19 protein-coding genes and 1 pseudogene are annotated in these 17,518 nt (G+C 70.5%); 10 read left to right on the plus strand and 10 right to left on the minus strand.

The features are described 5' to 3' along the window. Complete coding sequence (locus PXH83_RS06630; RefSeq protein ID WP_274557769.1) at window positions 1–534, minus strand: DUF6578 domain-containing protein; 534 nt, start codon at window positions 532–534, stop codon at window positions 1–3. A 145-nt stretch (window positions 535–679) separates the two neighbouring features. Here PXH83_RS06630 and PXH83_RS06635 point away from each other — a divergent pair, with 145 nt between their 5' ends. Beyond that, complete coding sequence (locus PXH83_RS06635) at window positions 680–1,477, plus strand: site-2 protease family protein (protein WP_274557770.1); 798 nt, start codon at window positions 680–682, stop codon at window positions 1,475–1,477. Here PXH83_RS06635 and PXH83_RS06640 read toward each other — a convergent pair. After that, window positions 1,467–1,670, minus strand: a complete 204-nt coding sequence (locus PXH83_RS06640) for a hypothetical protein (RefSeq protein WP_274557771.1) — start codon at window positions 1,668–1,670, stop codon at window positions 1,467–1,469. The two genes, PXH83_RS06635 and PXH83_RS06640, sit on opposite strands and share 11 nt — an antisense overlap. Window positions 1,671–1,748: 78 nt before the next feature. Next, window positions 1,749–2,489 carry an NADPH-dependent F420 reductase gene (npdG, locus tag PXH83_RS06645; protein ID WP_274557772.1) on the minus strand — a complete coding sequence of 247 codons (741 nt, stop codon included), beginning with the start codon at window positions 2,487–2,489 and terminating at the stop codon, window positions 1,749–1,751. A 93-nt stretch (window positions 2,490–2,582) separates the two neighbouring features. On the opposite strand from npdG, the gene PXH83_RS06650 reads away from it, so the two are divergent. Beyond that, the gene (locus PXH83_RS06650) at window positions 2,583–3,185 is read left to right on the plus strand and encodes a hypothetical protein (RefSeq protein ID WP_274557773.1); all 603 of its coding nucleotides are present in this window, start codon (window positions 2,583–2,585) and stop codon (window positions 3,183–3,185) included. Window positions 3,186–3,391: 206 nt separating this feature from the next. Here the strand turns inward: PXH83_RS06650 and PXH83_RS06655 are convergent, their stop codons facing one another. Beyond that, complete coding sequence (locus PXH83_RS06655) at window positions 3,392–3,631, minus strand: hypothetical protein (protein ID WP_274557774.1); 240 nt, start codon at window positions 3,629–3,631, stop codon at window positions 3,392–3,394. A 58-nt stretch (window positions 3,632–3,689) separates the two neighbouring features. Between PXH83_RS06655 and map the strand changes: the two genes are divergently transcribed. Continuing rightward, window positions 3,690–4,547, plus strand: coding sequence for a type I methionyl aminopeptidase (gene map, locus PXH83_RS06660; protein ID WP_274557775.1), 858 nt, complete (start codon window positions 3,690–3,692; stop codon window positions 4,545–4,547). Between the two features lie 151 nt (window positions 4,548–4,698). Then, entirely contained in the window at window positions 4,699–5,379 is a 681-nt protein-coding gene (locus tag PXH83_RS06665) for a biliverdin-producing heme oxygenase (protein WP_274557776.1), read from the plus strand. On the opposite strand, the gene PXH83_RS06670 is transcribed toward PXH83_RS06665, so the two are convergent. The 3 genes from PXH83_RS06670 to PXH83_RS06680 form a co-directional block, all read right to left on the minus strand. Next, window positions 5,369–6,082, minus strand: coding sequence for a PhzF family phenazine biosynthesis protein (locus PXH83_RS06670; RefSeq protein ID WP_274557777.1), 714 nt, complete (start codon window positions 6,080–6,082; stop codon window positions 5,369–5,371). The genes PXH83_RS06665 and PXH83_RS06670 overlap by 11 nt on opposite strands. 98 nt (window positions 6,083–6,180) lie before the next feature. Next, complete coding sequence (locus tag PXH83_RS06675; RefSeq protein WP_274557778.1) at window positions 6,181–7,725, minus strand: HtaA domain-containing protein; 1,545 nt, start codon at window positions 7,723–7,725, stop codon at window positions 6,181–6,183. Between the two features lie 35 nt (window positions 7,726–7,760). Next, window positions 7,761–9,170 carry an HtaA domain-containing protein gene (locus tag PXH83_RS06680; RefSeq protein ID WP_274557779.1) on the minus strand — a complete coding sequence of 470 codons (1,410 nt, stop codon included), beginning with the start codon at window positions 9,168–9,170 and terminating at the stop codon, window positions 7,761–7,763. 124 nt (window positions 9,171–9,294) lie between these two features. Here PXH83_RS06680 and PXH83_RS06685 point away from each other — a divergent pair, with 124 nt between their 5' ends. The 5 genes and pseudogenes from PXH83_RS06685 to PXH83_RS06700 all read left to right on the plus strand — a co-directional run bounded on the left by PXH83_RS06685 (window position 9,295) and on the right by PXH83_RS06700 (window position 13,759). Continuing rightward, on the plus strand, window positions 9,295–10,296 hold the full coding sequence (locus PXH83_RS06685; protein WP_274562702.1) for a heme/hemin ABC transporter substrate-binding protein: 1,002 nt from the start codon (window positions 9,295–9,297) through the stop codon (window positions 10,294–10,296). Between the two features lie 32 nt (window positions 10,297–10,328). Next, window positions 10,329–11,408 carry a FecCD family ABC transporter permease gene (locus PXH83_RS06690; RefSeq protein WP_274562704.1) on the plus strand — a complete coding sequence of 360 codons (1,080 nt, stop codon included), beginning with the start codon at window positions 10,329–10,331 and terminating at the stop codon, window positions 11,406–11,408. A 256-nt stretch (window positions 11,409–11,664) separates the two neighbouring features. Beyond that, window positions 11,665–12,507, plus strand: coding sequence for a heme ABC transporter ATP-binding protein (locus tag PXH83_RS06695; RefSeq protein ID WP_274557780.1), 843 nt, complete (start codon window positions 11,665–11,667; stop codon window positions 12,505–12,507). Between the two features lie 66 nt (window positions 12,508–12,573). Next, a pseudogene (locus PXH83_RS32730) lies at window positions 12,574–12,708 on the plus strand (iron transporter); the annotation flags it as partial. Window positions 12,709–12,763: 55 nt separating this feature from the next. Then, entirely contained in the window at window positions 12,764–13,759 is a 996-nt protein-coding gene (locus PXH83_RS06700; RefSeq protein ID WP_274557781.1) for an SCO2278 family lipoprotein, read from the plus strand. 58 nt (window positions 13,760–13,817) lie between these two features. Here the strand turns inward: PXH83_RS06700 and PXH83_RS06705 are convergent, their stop codons facing one another. After that, window positions 13,818–14,582 (minus strand): bifunctional DNA primase/polymerase, encoded by a 765-nt coding sequence (locus PXH83_RS06705; protein WP_274557782.1) that lies wholly within the window; start codon window positions 14,580–14,582, stop codon window positions 13,818–13,820. Between the two features lie 207 nt (window positions 14,583–14,789). Next, on the minus strand, window positions 14,790–15,410 hold the full coding sequence (locus PXH83_RS06710; RefSeq protein WP_274557783.1) for a TetR/AcrR family transcriptional regulator: 621 nt from the start codon (window positions 15,408–15,410) through the stop codon (window positions 14,790–14,792). Between the two features lie 135 nt (window positions 15,411–15,545). Between PXH83_RS06710 and ddaH the strand changes: the two genes are divergently transcribed. After that, window positions 15,546–16,391: a dimethylargininase gene (ddaH, locus tag PXH83_RS06715; protein WP_338054699.1), complete on the plus strand. Its 846-nt coding sequence runs from the start codon at window positions 15,546–15,548 to the stop codon at window positions 16,389–16,391. On the opposite strand, the gene PXH83_RS06720 is transcribed toward ddaH, so the two are convergent. Beyond that, window positions 16,388–17,443, minus strand: a complete 1,056-nt coding sequence (locus PXH83_RS06720; protein WP_274557785.1) for a small ribosomal subunit Rsm22 family protein — start codon at window positions 17,441–17,443, stop codon at window positions 16,388–16,390. The genes ddaH and PXH83_RS06720 overlap by 4 nt on opposite strands. Between the last annotated feature and the right edge of the window lie 75 nt (window positions 17,444–17,518).

Here is a 17,518-nt window from a genome sequence, read left to right on the forward strand (position 1 = left end):
CTATTGTCCGGGACTCACGGGGCGTCGGCCGACGGGCGTCTCCAGGGTGACGAGGACGCCGGTCTCGTCGCGCCGGTATCCGCGTCCCCGGCGGGCCTGTCCGGGCTCGTTCGCGAACCACTTGGGGCACGTGTCGACCTCCCTCAGCCACCGCTCGCCCGCCACCGGGGCGTACGTACGCGACCCGGCGTGCGTCTCGGCGTACCCCTCGGTGACGACCTGGATCGAGCGGACCGTGCCGACGGTCTCCGGTACGTCGTGCGGGCCCGGCCCGTGCGCCTCCACCGTGAGCAGGCCGACCGGGCGGGCGGGGATGCGCTCGCCGGATGTCCACAGTGCGGTTGCGCCGGGGCCCCGTACGAGGCCGCTCCCCGCCGGTTCCAACTCGCTGAAGCTGTCCCCCCACGTCGCGGCGTCGGCCCCCTCCTCCGGTGTCCTCAGCGCCAGTTGCCACCGCACCTCGTCGCCGACCGAGAACGGTTCGCCGCAGCATTCCATTTGCCAGTCGTCGTACTTGATCTTCCACACCGCCATGAACCCAGCTTCGCCGGAACTACCGTTGCCGCGCGAGACGTTTTCGCTGTGTCGCCAGTTTCGCTGTGTCACCAGTACGGTCGGGCAGGCCGCCCGGCGCCCATCCGGGCGTACGCCCGTCGCCCACACCCCAGGAGACCCGCCCATGACCACCGCCCTCACCCGTCGCGACCGGCGGATCAGTCCCGTCTTCCTCGGGATCGCTGCCGTCATGGCGGTCTCCGGGTGGGCGGTGTGGACGGAGTTCTCGGCGAGTACCGGCTTCGCCGTCTTCCTCTTCGTCACGTCCGCATGGATCGTCTCGCTCTGTCTGCACGAGTACGCGCACGCCCGTACCGCGCTGCACAGCGGCGACATCTCCATTGGTGCGAAGGGGTATTTGACCCTCAATCCACTTAAATACACTCATGCGCTGCTGAGTATCGTCCTGCCCGTGCTCTTCGTGATCATGGGCGGTATCGGTCTGCCGGGCGGCGCGGTCTTCATCGAGCGCCACCGGATCCGGGGGCGCCTGAAGCACAGCATCATCTCGGCCGCCGGACCGCTGACCAATGTGCTGTTCGCGATCGTGTGCACCGCGCCGTTCTGGCTGGGGGCGCTGGACGGCGTTCCCGATCCGTTCCGTTACGCGCTCGGGTTCCTCGCCCTGCTCCAGGTGACGGCGGCGATCCTGAACTTCCTGCCGGTGCCGGGGCTCGACGGCTACGGGGTGATCGAGCCCTGGCTCTCGTACAACATCCGCCGCCAGGTCGAGCCGCTCGCGCCGTTCGGGCTGCTGCTGGTCTTCGGCGTGCTGTGGATTCCCGCCGTCAACCATGTCTTCTTCGACGCGGTCGACGCGATCCTGCGGGGGCTGGGCGTCAGCGACTGGGACACGTACTGGGGGCAGCAGTTCTACCGCTTCTGGCAGGGCGAGCCGGAGGTGCCGGCGATCACCCCGTAGCGGGGGTCTCGCGGCCGGTCTCCGCCTTCGCTCCCGCCTTCGCCTTGCGCAGGTAGTACCAGGCCATGTTGGAGGCGACTCCGGCCAGCAGGATCCAGATGACCCCGAGCCAGCTGCCCTGGACGAAGGACACCACTGCCGCGGCGACGGCGAGGGCGCAGACGACGAGGGCGTACAGAGCGAGGCGGGGCATGGGGGCGACTCCTGTGCGGGTGTGCTGTGGCTGGTGCTCGGTGCTTCCCGTCCAGTGTCCCCCATGCCCCGATCCTGCTTATACGTCGGTCACGCGCAGGCCCGCGTGCGCCTTGTAGCGGCGGTTCACCGAGATCAGGTTGGCCACCAGGGACTCGACCTGGTGGGCGTTGCGCAGGCGGCCCGCGAAGACGCCGCGCATGCCGGGGATGCGGGCCGCGAGTGCCTGCACGATGTCGGTGTCGGCGCGGGCCTCGCCCAGCACCATCACGTCGGTGTCGATCTCCTCGATCGCCTCGTCCTGGAGCAGCACGGCCGACAGGTGGTGGAACGCGGCGGTCACCCGCGAGTCCGGCAGCAGGGCGGCGGCCTGTTCGGCGGCGCTGCCCTCCTCCGGCTTCAGGGCGTACGCGCCCTTCTTGTCGAAGCCGAGCGGGTTGACGCAGTCGACGACGAGCTTGCCGGTCAGCTCCTCGCGCAGCGCTTCGAGCGTCTTGGCATGACCGTCCCACGGCACGGCGACGATCACGATGTCGCTGCGGCGGGCGCACTCGGCGTTGTCCGCGCCTTCGACGCCGAGGCCGAGCTCTGCGGCGGCGCTCTGTGCGCGTTCGGCGGCGCGCGAGCCGATGATCACCTTCTGGCCGGCCCTGGCCAGCCGGTACGCGAGCCCGCGCCCCTGGTCGCCGGTGCCGCCGAGCACGCCGACGACCATTCCGGACACGTCCGGGAGGTCCCAGGGGTCCTTGGCGGCGGGCTTCTGCGCGGCGGCGGGTGCCTGAGTGCCGGCGGAGGTGCCGGAGCTGTCGGTGGAAGTCATGGCTCCGACCCTACTTGCAGGTAGGGCGCTCGTACGGGTGAGGCGGGGTCATTCGCTCCCGGCCGGCGCGGACGTACGGCAGGATGCCGCGGCATGGATGCCGTACGTGTCGCCCTGCTGCGTGAAGTCCTCGACGGGACCGAGTGGTTGCCGGCCACGAGGCGGTTCGCCGGAGCACTGCGGTCGTCCGTCGTGCCGCAGGGCGGCGGGCTGCTGCTAGTGGGGACCGAGGCGTACGAACCGTGGCATCTGGCGGCGCACCTCGTCGACGAGGCAGCCTGGTCCGGCCTCGCCGAGCTGAGCCCCACGCTCGTACGCCACCGGGTGCGGCCCGGCGAACCGGCTCATCTGTCGGTCGGGCTCGGCCGGATCGAGGCGGCGGCCCGGGGAGAGACGCTGCTCGTCGTGGCACCGGAGCGGCCGGGGGCGGGGCTGCTGGAGCGGGTGCATGACGCTCGGCGGGCAGGCGTGACGGTGCTGTCGCTGGACGGGGGGGACCGGGAGATCCGGGGTCTGGCGCACGAGGGGCTTTCGGTGCCGGGGGGCGGGGATGTGGACCTGGATACGGTCCAGCACCTGGTGAGTGCGGCGGCCGGGGAGAACAGCCTGCCGGTGCCGCGGGGGCGGCGGCGCTTCCGCGACCGGCTGGCACGCCTCGCCGACCAGCTGACGGCGCCACCGCCGGCGCGGTGGTAGGGGGCGGGGGTGCGGTGCACGTGCGGTGCGGGCCGCTGCGCGGCGCTGTTGCCCTCCCCCCTTTCCCCCCACACCGAGGCGTCGGCTCCGGCGTAATTGCTTGCTCGCGCGGGATCATGACGTACGACGCGACCACCGACGAGGATGCGCAGCGCCGCCGGGTCCAGAGGGACGCGGCGGCTGAAACGGCTGAAACAGTGGGGTGATCAGGCGTCCCCGTCGTCCGCCGCCTGCGCGCCGTTCTTGTCGTGCCACTTCGGGTCGTTCTCCCACTGGAGGTTGCGCTCCGCCGCCGTCTGCATCGCGTGCTCCGCCTCTTCACGCGTCGCGTAAGGGCCGAAACGGTCCTTTCCCGGGCACTGGGGGCCCTCCTCGACCGTCTTGTGCTCCAGGCAGTAGAACCATTCGCCCGGCTTTCCGACCGTGCGCTTCTTGAACAGGGCCATCGTCGGCTCCTTCCTCTGCCGCCATGCTGCCCGATGGCGGCTGGATACACTCGCTTGCATGTCTGGCCAGTCGCTGCTCGTACCAGGGGAGCTCTCTCCCGCCCGTTCCGTCCCCGGCAACATCCGGCGTCCCGAGTACGTCGGGAAGCCGGCGCCGACGCCGTACACAGGTCCCGAAATCCAGGACTCCGACACCATCGAGCGGATGCGCATCGCGGGTCGCATCGCCGCGCAGGCGATGGAGGAGGCCGCCAAGCACATCTCGCCCGGGGTGACCACGGACGAGCTCGACCGGGTCGCACACGACTTCATGATCGACCACGGCGCGTACCCGTCGACGCTCGGGTACCGCGGCTACCCGAAGTCGCTGTGCAGCTCCGTCAACGAGGTCATCTGCCACGGCATCCCGGACTCCACGGTGCTGCGCGACGGCGACATCGTGAACCTGGACGTCACGGCGTACATCAACGGCGTGCACGGCGACAACAACGCCACGTACCTGTGCGGTGACGTCGACGAGGAGTCGCGGCTTCTCGTGGAGCGCACCCGCGAGTCGCTGGCCCGTGCGATCAAGGCGGTCAAGCCGGGGCGCCAGATCAATGTCATCGGGCGGGTCATCGAGTCGTACGCCAAGCGCTTCGGCTATGGCGTCGTGCGCGACTTCACCGGGCACGGCATCAATTCGTCGTTCCACTCCGGGCTGATCATTCCGCACTACGACAGCCCGCATGCGACGACGGTGATGCAGCCCGGCATGACCTTCACGATCGAGCCGATGCTCACGCTCGGTACGCACGAGTACGACATGTGGGAAGACGGCTGGACCGTGGTGACGAAGGACCGCAGGCGGACGGCTCAGTTCGAGCACACGCTTGTGGTTACCGAGACCGGGGCCGAGATTCTCACGCTGCCGTAGCCGGGTTCCGGGCGTAGAGTTTTTACCGACAGGTCGTCGGGAACGCATTGACTTAGGCTTACCTAAGTAGGAAGATCGGCGGTGGCGGCCGGCTCTGGCTGCCAGCGCACGGTCTTTCGTTCCCGTCCCCTCGGTCCCCCGGAGGCCCGCCTTGGACGTATCCGCTACCGCCGCCGACGCAACAACCACCCCCTTCTCGACGTTGATCCGCGTCGCGTCGCACGAGCAGCACACCGAGGCGGAGACCTCCACCTTCATGAGCGACATGCTCGGCGGGAGGCTCTCCGTCGACGCGTACGCGCGCTACACGGAGCAGTTGTGGTTCGTGTACCGGGCGCTGGAGGACGCGGCCGAGTCGCTGCGCGGCGACCCGGTCGCCGGGCCGTTCATCCGGCCGGAGCTGATGCGCACCGCCGAGCTGGAGCGCGACCTGGCGCACCTGCGCGGCGAGAACTGGCGCGAGGACCTTGAGCCGCTGCCTGCGACCGCGGCGTACGCAGGGCGGGTCAGCGAGTGCGCGCGCAGCTGGCCGGCCGGGTATGTGGCGCACCACTACACGCGCTACCTCGGGGATCTGTCGGGCGGACAGATCATCCGCGACAAGGCGGAGAAGACGTGGGGTTTTGAGCGCAAGGGCGATGGTGTGCGCTTCTACGTCTTCGAGTCGATCCCCAACCCGGCTGCTTTCAAGCGGACTTACCGGGAGCTGCTCGACCAGGTGAACGCGGACGACCTGGAGAAGCAGCGCATCATCGACGAGTGCAAGCGCGCCTTCGACTTCAACGGTGCGGTTTTTCGTGAGCTGGGCGGGGAGTTCCCGCTCAGCGCATGAGTTTTGCGGCTGTGCGCGCGAAGCGGACCCGGCCGCCCACTTCAATCGTGCCGTCGGGTCCCGGCGCCGTCAGGATCTGGGAGCCGCGGCCCTGCGTGATGTTCAGGGCGCGGTCCAGTTCGGCGGTCAGCAGGAGCGCTGCGGCGCCGGTCGCCTCGTCCTCCGTGATCCCCCCGGTGCAAGCACCGGCTCCACCGGGGCGGCTGACGCCGCGCTCATCGATTCGGCGCGGGAACGCGCGAGCGCGCACCCGGCCCGCCGCCTCGTCCTGCCAGGACCAGGCGTAGAGCCAGCCCTCGCCGGGCGGAGGGGCGGGCAGCGCGTCGACCTCGGCGGCCGACGCGTACTGCTGGAGGCGGCGCGGCGGGGCCCACTCGGCACGGGCGGTGATCCAGGTGAACTCCCCGTCGTGGCGTGCCCACACCTCGCCCGCCGGCGGGTTGACCACTTCCAGGTCGAGCAGCCAGGCGGCGCCGACGAGGGGGTGCCCGGCGAAGGGCAGGCGCGTGCCGGGGGTGTAGATGTCGACGATGCCGCGCTCGGGGTCGTCGACGAACACGGTCTCGCTGAAGCCGAGTTCGGCGGCGAAAGCCTGGCGGGATGCCTGATCGGGGTGCGTACGCCCGTCTCTTACGACGCCGAGGGCATTGCCGTGTCGTCCGTCCGGGCCGCAGAAGACGCGGAGTACGTCGAGTTCGTTCACCAGGGCATTCAAGCATCAGTGGAGCCGAACGACAGGGCCGCACCGGCGAATCGCGCGGTGCGGCCGTGTCGCATGGGGGCGTGGTGGAGTCGGTCGGATCAGGCGTGCGTACGCCGGTTGCGGGCCGCGAAGACGACCGCCGCGCCGGCCGCGACGACCGTGCCGGAGGCGGCGAGGAGGGCGCCGGCCGGGACTTCGGAGCCGGTGGCGGCGAGGTTGCCGCCTACGGTGCCGGCGGTGGTGGTGCCGGTGGTGCCCGTACCGCCTACGGTGCCGCCGGTCGTGCTCGCGCCGCCGGTGGTGCTGGTGCCGCCCGTGGCGCCGGTGCCTGTGCCTGTGCCTGTGCCGCCGTCCGTGCCGCCGTCGGGCAGGTCGGCGCCCTCGGTGACCGAGACCGCTACGGCCACCTTGTCGAGCTGGTCGCCCGCCGCGTACGGAGCGCCGAAGATCTTGGCGCCTTCGGCGGTCAGGGTGGCCGGGACGCCGGAGAGGGAGACGACGCCGTCCTTGGCCTTGAGCGAACCGGCCGTGAGCTTCAGGTCGGCGAGCGGGCGGTTCTTGAACGTGACAGGGCGCTGGGTCTCGCGGTCGTTGGAGACGCCGTCCACCACGATTTTGCCCTTGATGCCGTTCGCCCGGACGCGGAAGTTCGTGAACTTGGTGTCGAGGGCCCACTTCCCGGCCGTCTTGTGGCCGAGGAAGCGGATGGAGCCGTTGAAGGTGGCGTCGAGGGTCTTCTTCTCGCCGTCGAAGGAGCCGGTGCCCTTGGGGAAGCGCCAGCCCGCGCCCTGCTTGACCGCGCCGCCGCCGAGCTCGATCTTGCCGTGGGCGATGGGTCCGGTTATGTAGCTGACGAAGCGCTTGTAGAGGCCCCAGTCGAGGTTGCCGTCGACGATCTTGCTGGTGGCGGCGACGGGTTCGCCGGAGGGCTTGGACGTGGGCTTGGTGCCGGGCTTCGCGGTGGGCTTGGTGCCGGGCTTCTCGGACGGCTGAGTGGTCGGCTTGGGCTTCTCGGTCGGCTTGCCCGTCGGCGGGGTCGTCGGCGGGGTCGTCGGCTTCTCGAACTCCAGCTTCACCGTCAGCGGGTCCCCCGCCTTCCCCTCGTACGGACCGCCGAGCGCCGCCGCCGCCTCCTTCGTCAGCGTGGTCGCCAGCTTCTCCATCGACGGGCCCGTGACCTTCGCCTCCGCAAGCGGCACGTCCTCCTGGACCGCACCGCCGTCGCGGGTCACGTCCGCGGTGAGCCGTTCCGCGCCCGTGTCGAACCTGAGGTCCGAGAGCTTGACCTCGAAGCCGTGGCCCTGCGGCAGCGGGGGCGACGTGAAGGTCACGCTGCCGCCGAACGCCGCCTTCACGGTGTGCTTGACGGGGTCGTACTCGCCCGTCGCGGAGCCGAAGTTGAACGTTCCGTCCGCGTTCAGCTTCGCCCCGTCCGCGACCGTGATCGTGCCGTTCGCCATGCCCTTGACGTAGTTGCGGTAGCCCTCCTTGACGCCCCAGTCCAGCGACCCGCCGACGATTTTCATCGGCTTCGTCGGCGGGCCGTCCGCCGCGAGGGCGGGCAGCGCGAGGACGGTCGCACCCAGCGCGGCCGCGGTGGCGACGGCTGCGGCGATGACTGTGGGACGGGGGGTGGCTGCCATGGTCAGTGGTCTCCTAGGTGATTGAGCAGGTCGGTTCAGTTCTGGGTGGTACGGCGGCGATGCGCGAGGTACAGCGCGATCGCCGCGGAGAGGAGCACACCCGCGCCGATGGCGATGTACGTACCGGTGCGGGAGGAGGAAGCGGTGGCGGCAGTCCGGGTCTTGGCGGCCGCCTTCTTCTCCGCCTTCTTCTCCGGCTCCGCCGAGGGCCTGGCGTCGCTGCCCAGGTCTGGCAGTGCGGGGAGTTGCGCCTTCTTGTCGAGGGCGACGGCGAGTGACACCGGGTCCATCGCGGTGCCCGCCCTGTACATGGATCCGAAGGCCTTCGCTCCGCGCTCGGTCAGCTTCGCGGGCGCCTCGGTGAGGGTCACCAGGCCGTCCTTGGGGGCGAGTTCCTTCGCCTCGAAGGTGACCAGGGGGACGTTCTTCTTCGTCTTCTCGGTCTTCGTGTCGGTTTCGGACGTCACGTCGGCGGCGAGCGTGCCCTTGCCGTCCTTCACCGTGACGGCGACGCCCGACAGGGTGAGGTCCAGGTGCTTTCCGGTGAAGCGGAGGCGGCCCGCGAAGTCGGCGTCGAGGGTGCGCTTCTTCTCGTCGTACGCGCCCTTGCCCTTCGGGAAGCGGAAGAGTGCTCCGCCGTCCTGGGCGCCGTCGGTCAGCTCCCACTTGCCCCTGGCGATGGATCCCGTGACGTACTCGCGGAAGGTGCGGCGTACGCCCCAGTCGACGGCCGCGTCGTGGAACGCGCCCGCGGTCTTCGGCTGCTGTTCCTTCTTGTCTCCCTTGTCTGCCTTGTCCGCCGGAGCCTTGGTCGCGGCAGCAGCCACCACATCGGCCGACAGGCTCACCGGGTCGAGCTGCGCCCCCGCCGCGTAGTACCCCGCGAAGGCCTTGGCGCCCTGGGAAGTCAGCGTCGCGGGGATGCTGTTGAGGGCTACGGGGCTGCCGCCGCCCTTCATGTTGATGCCGGAGACCGTGAGCGAGGCCAGCGGCACCTGTGCTGATGTGGTGACCTTTCCGGTCGCCTTGTCCTTGCTGACCATGTCGGCGTAGAGCGTGCCGCTGCCGCCGGATATCCGGACCGTGGGTCTGCTGATGGTGAGGTCCAGGTCGTGTCCGCCGGCGGCGTTCTTGTGGCCGGTGAAGTGGACCCCGCCCGAGAAGCCAGCGTTCAGGGCCCCGCTGTCCGGGTCGTACGAACCGGTCGCCGAGTGGAAGCGGAACTGGCTGCCGCCGACCGTGGCGGCTCCGCCCGTAAGGCTCCAACTTCCCTTCGCCACCGACCCGGTGACATAGCTCTGGAAGGAGGACTTGATGCCCCAGTCCAGCCTGCCGCCCTGCACCGTACGGCTGGCCGCCTCGACAGCAGTGGCTGGGAGAAGGGCTCCCAGCAGGGCCGCGAGAAGTGCGACGGCGAACGCGCGCGCCTGTCTGGACGGCAGCATCAGGATCCCTCCGAGGGCTGGCAAGCGAGGTAAGGCTAACCTAAGCTATCCCCCACCTGGTCCGGAACCCTCCGGTCCCTGGAACCTCACTAGGACGGTGTCTTCAGTGCGTGTGCGTGTACTGATGTCCGTGCTCGCCCTGGCCGTTGCCGTCACCGGATGCGGCGGTACGTCCGACTCGCCGGACGCATCTCCCGCCGACCGAGCGGCCTCGGCCGACCGCGTCGAACCGCTCGCGAGCGTGCCGAAATCCCGACTGCCCGTCAGCGTGCGGTCGGCGGACGGCAAACAGGTGCGGGTCACTTCCACCGACCGGATCGTGCCGCTGACCGGCAGCCTGAGCGAGATCGTCTTCACGCTCGGCCTCGGCAAGCGGGTCGTCGCGCGCGACATCACCGCGACCTTCGAACAGGCCGAAGACCTGCCCGTGGTGACACGTGCGCACGACGTCTCGGCGGAGAGCGTGCTGTCGCTCAGGCCGACCGTCGTCCTCGCCGACACCTCCACCGGCCCCGCCGAAGCCATCGGCCAGATCCGGGACGCAGGCATCCCCGTCGTGGTCGTCGAGCCCGCCAAGAGCCTCGACGACATCGGGCCGCGTATCGACGCGGTGGCGGGCGCGCTGGGCGTCGGGGCCGCCGGTGACGAGCTGAAGGAGCGGACCCGGGAGCGTATCGCCGCCGTACGGAAGGACATTCCGGAGGCGGGCGCGAAGGGCGGCGAGAAGCCGCGCGTCGCGTTCCTCTATCTGCGGGGCACGGCTTCGGTCTACCTGCTCGGCGGGCGTGAGTCCGGTGCGAGTTCGCTGCTGGAGGCGGCGGGTGCGGTCGACGCGGGCAAGGAATCGGGGCTGGAGAAGGACTTCACCGCGATCACCAGCGAGGCGCTGGCGAAGGCCGCGCCCGACGCGATCCTGGTGATGAAGAAGGGACTGGCCTCGGTCGACGGCATCGAAGGACTGGTGAAGATTCCGGGCGTTGCCGAGACACCGGCCGGTCTGGACCGACGCGTCGTCTCGATCGACGACGGCGTACTCCTCAACTACGGTCCGCGCACCGACCAGGTTCTGCGCTCGCTCGTCGAGCAGCTCTACGGGAGCGGGAACGGGAACGGGAACGGGAAGTGACTGTGAGAGCTTCTCCTGCGGTGGCGCATACGGTGGACGGTCAACCGGCGTCCACAGAGCCGCCGTCGGGCACCGCGCGCCGCCGCCGGGGCACCGCCTTCGTCCTCACCGCCGGGCTCGTCGCCGCGCTGCTCGTACTCTCGCTGCTCTCCGCGGGACTCGGCTCGTACTACATCGCGCTCGGCGACATCCTCTCCTCCGTCCAGCACCGCGTCGGCCTCGGCGGCGCGGCGCTCGACCGCGTCGGGGAGAGCGTCCTGTGGAACGTGCGCCTGCCGCGCGTTGTGCTCGCGCTCCTCGTCGGCGCCTCGCTCGGCTGCGCGGGTGCGCTGATGCAGGGCGTGTTCGGCAACCCGCTCGCCGAGCCCGGCGTCATCGGCATCTCGGCGGGTGCGGCGGTCGGCGCGGTGGCCTCGATCGCGCTGGGGCTGAGCTTCTTCGGCAACTGGACAGTGACCGTCTGCGCGTTCGTGGCGGGGCTGGTCACGGTGGCGCTGGTGTACGTCCTGTCGCGCTCCGGGGGGCGGACGGAGGTCGTCACGCTGATCCTCACCGGTATCGCGGTGAACGCGTTCGCGGGGGCGCTGATCGGCCTGTTCATTTTCTTCGCGGACAACGCGCAGATCACCCAGATCACCTTCTGGCAGTTGGGCTCGCTCTCCCAGGCGACCTGGCCGAAGGTCCTCGCGGTGCTGCCGTGTGCGCTGCTGGGGCTGGTTCTTGCCCCCTTGTACGCGCGCAAGCTGGACCTTCTGGCGCTGGGCGAACGCCCGGCGCGGCACGTTGGTGTGGATGTGGAGAGGCTCCGTGTCGTGCTCGTCCTGGTGGTGGCGCTGCTCACTGCGGCGGCGGTTGCGGTGGCCGGGATCATTACGTTCGTAGGGCTGCTGGTCCCGCATCTGCTGCGGATGGCGAACGGGCCCGGCCACCGCTTCCTGGTTCCCGGCAGCGCGGTCGGCGGGGCGCTGGTCCTGGTCGCGGGCGACCTCGCGGCCCGCACGGTCGCGGATCCGGCGGAGCTTCCGCTGGGGGTGCTTACGGCGTTGTTCGGGAGCCCGTTCTTCTTCTGGCTGCTACGGAGGACTCGGCGTCGGCAGGGGGGATGGGCGTGAGTGGTGGGGGTGCGGTGCGCAGTGCCGTGCGGGTTGCCTGCGGCGCAGTTCCCCTACCCGCCCCTTCCCGAAACTGGGGGCAAGCCCCCAGACCCCCCGGACGCCCTTGAGGACCGGGGTCTGGGGCGGAGCCCCCACGCGGCGGCAGCCGCAAAATGTCACAGCGGGAAGGGGCGGGGTGGGGAACAAGCCCGCCGCAGGCGACCCGCACCCCCGCCCCTCCCCCGTACGCCCACACCCAAGGCGGTATCGCACGATGCTGAAGAACCTCTTCCCCTCCCGGGGACGGGAGTTGCCCGAGCCCACCGCTCCCGGCTCCCCCGCCGCCGAAGTCCGCGCCCTCCACGTGCGCCTCGGCCCGCGCGACGTCGTCCAGGGGATCGATCTCACCGCCCGCGCCGGTGACGTGCTCGCGCTTGTCGGGCCCAATGGGGCCGGGAAGTCGACGCTGCTCGCGGCCCTCGCCGGGGATCTGGCGGCCACCCAGGGCGAGGTATGGATCCACGGGCGGCCCGTGGGCGACTGGTCCGCCGCCGAACTGGCCCTGCGGCGCTCGGTGCTGCCCCAGGCCGCCACACTGGCCTTCCCCTTTCCCGTCGAGGACGTCGTACGGATGGGTCGCGCCCCCTGGGCCGGCACGCCGCGCGCGGACGAGGACGATGCGGCCGTCGCCGCTGCCATGACGGCCACCGAAGTCACCGAGTTCGCGACGCGTCCCTTCTCCGCGCTGTCCGGCGGCGAGCGCGCCCGCGTCGCGCTCGCGCGCGTACTGGCGCAGCGGGCTCCGCTGTTGCTGCTGGACGAGCCGACCGCCGCACTGGACCTGCGCCACCAGGAACTCGTGCTGAGGATCTGCCGGGAGCGGGCCGCAGCCGGGGACGCCGTGGTCGTCGTACTGCACGACCTGGGGCTGGCGGCGGCGTACGCGGACCGGGCCGCCGTACTGCACGGTGGGCGGATCGCGGCCGAGGGGCCGCCCACCGAGGTGTTCTGCGACGCGTTGCTGAGCGAGGTGTACCGGCAGCCCGTCGAGGTGCTGCCGCACCCACGCACCGGTGCGCCGCTGGTGATTCCCAAGCGCCCTGGCCCAGCCAGGTAAGTAACAAGGGCTCGAAGGTCGCCGAGGTCTACATCCTCTTCCCCGACGACCCGCGTTCGACATCCCGCCACGATTCCGCCGGACAGCTGGTATGGAACGCTGCTCAAGGGCACCTTCAACTTCCAGCCCGACCCGACCCTCCTCCAGGTCACGGTGTGGCTGCTGTACCTGGTCCCCACGCTCGTGCTGTTCCTGTCCCCGGTAGGGTTCCGGACGTCGGTGGGGACGAAGACAGAGAAGGCACAGAAGGCAACGCATGAGCAGGCTGAGGCTGAGGCGGCTGGCGACCGGGATCGCGACGGCGGCGGCGCTGTCGATGACGGCGAGCGGGTGCATGACGGTGCACGGCGAGCTGGAGGTCGTGCCGTCGGCGACGAAGTCTGAGGCCGCGCAGGCACTCAAGGACTTCACGGCGGCGTACAACGAGGCCGACAAGGCGTACGATCCGGCCCTCGACGCGGGCCGGGTCACCGGCGCGCTCGGCGCGATAAACCAGGCCGGCCTCAAGGCCCGGCAGGCGCAGAGCCCGCAGGGGAATCCTCGGCACAAGCCGCTGGAGCTGACGGACGCGAAGTTCTCCATCCCCAAGAAGCAGGGCTGGCCCCGGTGGTTCGTCGCGGACACCGACAGCAACCGCGACCAGGACAGCGGGCGCCGCGACACCCGTTGGCTGATGGTGTTCGTACGCGGCGGAGCCGACCAGTTGTGGGAGGTCTCGCATCTGTGGGTCCTGCGGCCGGACGAGATGCCCGACTTCAAGAAGGACAAGGACGGCTTCGCCGAGCCGGTCGAACCGGACGCCCCCGCTCTCGCGGTGGCCCCGAAGGATCTGAGCAAGCAGTACGCGTCGTACTTGCAGGACGGTGAGCCCGTGAACTTCGCCCCGGGGTCGCACACTTCGGCCCTGCGGCAGGCACGCAAGAGCGTCGCGCGGCAGCCCGGGCGGACCGTCCAGTACCTCGACCGGCGGCTGGACACCGGGGCGTTCGCGCCGCTCGGGCTCGTCGACAAGGACGGTGGGGCGACGGTCTTCTTCGCCACGCGGCAGTTCGAACAGCAGACCGTGGCCCAGGGCGTGCGGCTGGACCTCAACGCCGATGTGCGGGCGCTGATCACCGGCACCGCGAAGACCAAGCTCACCAAGGAGCGGGTCTCCAGTCAGGTGGTGCGGGTCCCGGTCAAGGGCGAGGGCGAGCAGCAGGTCACGGTGCTCGCCAGGATTCAGGGGCTCACGGCCGCGCAGGGTTCGTAACGAGGGGTTCGTACGAGTACAGGGAGCTCTCCGGAGAACTCTCCGCCGAGCGTGCTTTTCAGCGGCCCAGTGGCCAGGCCACCGCGTGGTGGTCGTCCGGGTCGTCCTCGCCGACGTACCGCGCGCAGGCGTCGGTCAGGGTCTCCAGGAGCGTCAGCGGGTCGGGCAGCGGGTGTTCGAGGCCGCGGACCCAGCTCACCTCACGCTCGCCGGGCAGTTGCGCGGGCGGTACGAGTACGTAACTGCCGCGGCAGTGCCAGCGCAGGCCGGGATGCTCGTCCATGGTCTCGGGGTGGCAGTCCAGCTCGCACGGCCACCACTCGTCCTCGTCGTCCGGGGTGCCACGGGTGGCGGTGAAGAAGAGCAGACGGGCGTCGCTGGTGCTGCCGCCGAACTCGGCCACGGGACCGACCTCAACACCGGCTTCGATCAGCCGCTCCAGCGCGCTGAGTCCGGCTTCCAGCGGTACGTCGAGCACATCGTGGACCATGCCGGTCGCGGTGATGAAGTTGGCCTGCGGCTGACCCTCGACCCAGCGCGTGATCTGCGCGCGGTCGGTGGTCGACTGGGTCTGCCAGGCGAAGGAGATGGGGTGCCTGGCCGGGGTGGGACAGCCCACACGGTCGCACGAACACCGGTATCCGACGGGGTGCGCGGCGGGGGCGAGCGGCAGCCCGGCGGCAGCAGCGGCCAGGAGCAGGGCCTCGCGCCCGGCCTCGGGGGCGTCGGCGGCTTTCGGGCGGCGGCGCAGCCACTGGGGCAGCCTGCTCTCCAATGTCTGCCTGCTCTCTGTGCCGCGATTGCGGCCGAAATCGGCGCCCATTCAACCCCTCACCTCAGCGTTGCGTTCTCCATGCTGCCATCATCCTGCGCCTGAGGTGGCCGCAGTCCTCATCCGGGGTACGCGGGCCGATATCACAACGGTGGTTTCGTTGCCGCCTTTGTCCGTATAAGTGGCTCTACGGCGCTCACTCGCCGTGTTTCATGGGGTGCCGTGCGGTGCCCGTGGGGTTCCGTGAGGGAACTCACCTCAGCGTGGCGCGAGGCCGCCCAGCGCGTAGTCGACCACGGCGTCGGCGTATTCGTGGGTGAGCGGGCGGGTGCGCAGGAGCCAGCGGTGCGCGAGCGGGCCGACGAGGAGTTCCAGGGCGATGTGCGGGTCGATTCCTGCCCGTACGTCGCCGGCTTCCTGCGCCGTGCGGAGGCGCTGGACGTAGAGCTGGAGCTGCGGTTCGAGCAGCTTCTCGACGAACTCGGCGCACAGCTCCGGGTCGACGATGCCGGCGGCGGTGAGGGCGCGGGTGGGGGCTTCGTACTTCGGGTCGACGAGTTCGTCGACGGTGGCGCGCAAGACCAGCTTGAGGTCGGCCGCGAGGTCGCCGGTGTCGGGGATCTCGTATCCCTCGGCGCCGGCACCTGCCGCTTCGGCCGCCTGGTTGCCGAGGTCGATGAAGGCTTCGAGCAGGACGGCGGCCTTGGAGGGCCACCAGCGGTAGATCGTCTGCTTGCCCACGCCCGCGCGGGCGGCGATGCCCTCGATCGTGGTCTTCGCGTAGCCGGTCTCGCCGACGAGGGAGAGGGCCGCGTCGTAGATCGCGCGGCGGGAGCGCTCGCTGCGGCGGGTGGAGTCGGGGGCCTTGGTGTCTGCCATGGGGGCAATCTAGCAGGCGGGCGAGACGTTGCGTCTCGCTGCGCTGGCCGGGCCGGTCGCTGACCAGTCGGGAACCACCCGATCGGTCCATGTGCCGCAGCTCCGGACGGCGCACCATGGCCTCACGCACACTGTGTGCCCCATGCCGCTCGTGAGGAGCCCTCATTGCCTCGTGACGCTTCGCCCCGCCGTTATCTGATGTGCCCCCCGGAGCACTTCAGGGTGACGTACTCCATCAATCCCTGGATGGATCCCGCGAAACCGGTCGACCTGCCGCTGGCCCTCGCCCAGTGGGAGGACCTGCGCGACCGCTACCGGAGCCTCGGCCATACCGTCGAGCTCCTCGACCCCAGGCCCGGACTGCCCGACATGGTGTACGCCGCCAATGGCGCCACCGTCGTCGACGGCCGGGTGCTGGGCGCCCGGTTCGCCTACGCGGAGCGGACACTTGAGGCCGAGGTACATCTGGAGTGGTTCCGGGCGCACGGTTTCACCGAGATCCATGAGCCCGCGCACGTCAACGAGGGCGAGGGCGACTTCGCGGTCACCTCGTCCTGGATCCTCGCCGGGCGCGGCTTCCGCTCCAGCCCGCTCTCGCACGACGAGGCGCAGGAGTTCTTCGGCCGCCCGGTCATCGGCCTGGACCTCGTCGACCCGCGCTACTACCACCTGGACACCGCGCTGGCCGTCCTCGACGACCGTACGGACGAGGTCATGTACTACCCGGGCGCCTTCTCCCCGGGCAGCCGCGCCGTCCTCGCCCGCCTTTTCCCCGACGCGATCGTCGCGGAAGAGGCGGACGCCGCCGCGCTCGGGCTCAACGCCGTGAGCGACGGGCGGCATGTGCTGCTGCCGCAGGGTGCGGTCGGGCTCTTCGGGCCGTTGCGGGCGCGGGGGTTCGAGCCGGTCGGGATGGATCTCGGGGAGCTGCTCAAGGGAGGCGGCAGCGTGAAGTGCTGCACGCAGGAGCTGCGGGCCTAGCTCTCGTCCTGGTGCTGGTCGTCGTGCTGGTTCTGGTGCTGGTCCTGGTTTGCCGGCGGGGGCGGCCATGCGTCGCCCCAGTCGGTGTCGCGCGCGGCCCTGTAGAGGTCGCCGTGGCGTTTCTTGCTGATCGTTTCGCGGGTGAGGCCGTCCGTTCTGGTGCACAGCTCCAGGAGGACCATGCCCTTGCGGATCTGCGGTCGGCGGACCACCCGGGCGGCGACGGGGTCCACATCCGCGTCGAAGCGGACTGCCGCTACGTAACTGAATTTCTCGTCCTCGTACGGCAGCGAGCCGCCCTTGACCTGGCGGTGCAGGGACGAGCGGCTCACCCTGGCCGAGAAGTGGCACCAGTCGGTGCCCTCCTCTATGGGGCAGGTGCCGCTGTGGGGGCAGGGGGCGGCCACGCGCATGCCCGCCTCGATGAGGAGGTCCCTGGCCTCGATGATGCGGAGGTAGCCGTCGGGGGTGCCGGGTTCGACGACCACTACGGCCTGGGCCGCGCGGGCGGCTTCGGTGACGACTGTGGTGCGGTCGGCGTCCGTCAATTCCTTGAGGACGTACGAGATGGTGACGAGATCGGTGCTCTCGATGCGGAGCGACGATCCGATGCGAGAGCGCTGCCAGGTGGCTGCGCGGAGGGCGGGTGAGCCGGAGGCTTCGGCCAGTTCGCGACCGAGGGCGAGGGCGGGTTCCGCCCAGTCCAGGACGGTGCTGGCGGCCGCCTCCTCCCAGGCCTCCGCCACGGCCCAGCTCGCCGCTCCCGTGCCGCCGCCGACGTCCGTGTGCGTCGCCGGGGTCCAGTCCGGGGCCGCGGCGCGGAGTGCGGCGAGCGCGGAACGTACCGCCTCGAACGTCGCGGGCATCCGGTACGCGGCGTACGCGGCCACGTCGGAGCGGTCGCGCAGTACGGGGGCGGCGGTGGGGGTGGTTCCCCGGTAGCTGGTGATCAGCCGCTCGACGGCCTGTGCGGCCTGCTTGGGCGGCAGCCCGTCGAGAAGCCCGGCGAGGGCGGCGCGCAGGGCTTCTGCGGTGGGGAGGGTGGAGTTCACTGAAGGATTTTAGGCACCTTTGGGGTGAGGTGCGAGCGTGCTCCTGAACTGCTGTGCGGTAAGGGCGAGTTGCTG

The organism is Streptomyces spiramyceticus, assembly GCF_028807635.1.
GTDB classification, from domain to species: domain Bacteria; phylum Actinomycetota; class Actinomycetes; order Streptomycetales; family Streptomycetaceae; genus Streptomyces; species Streptomyces spiramyceticus.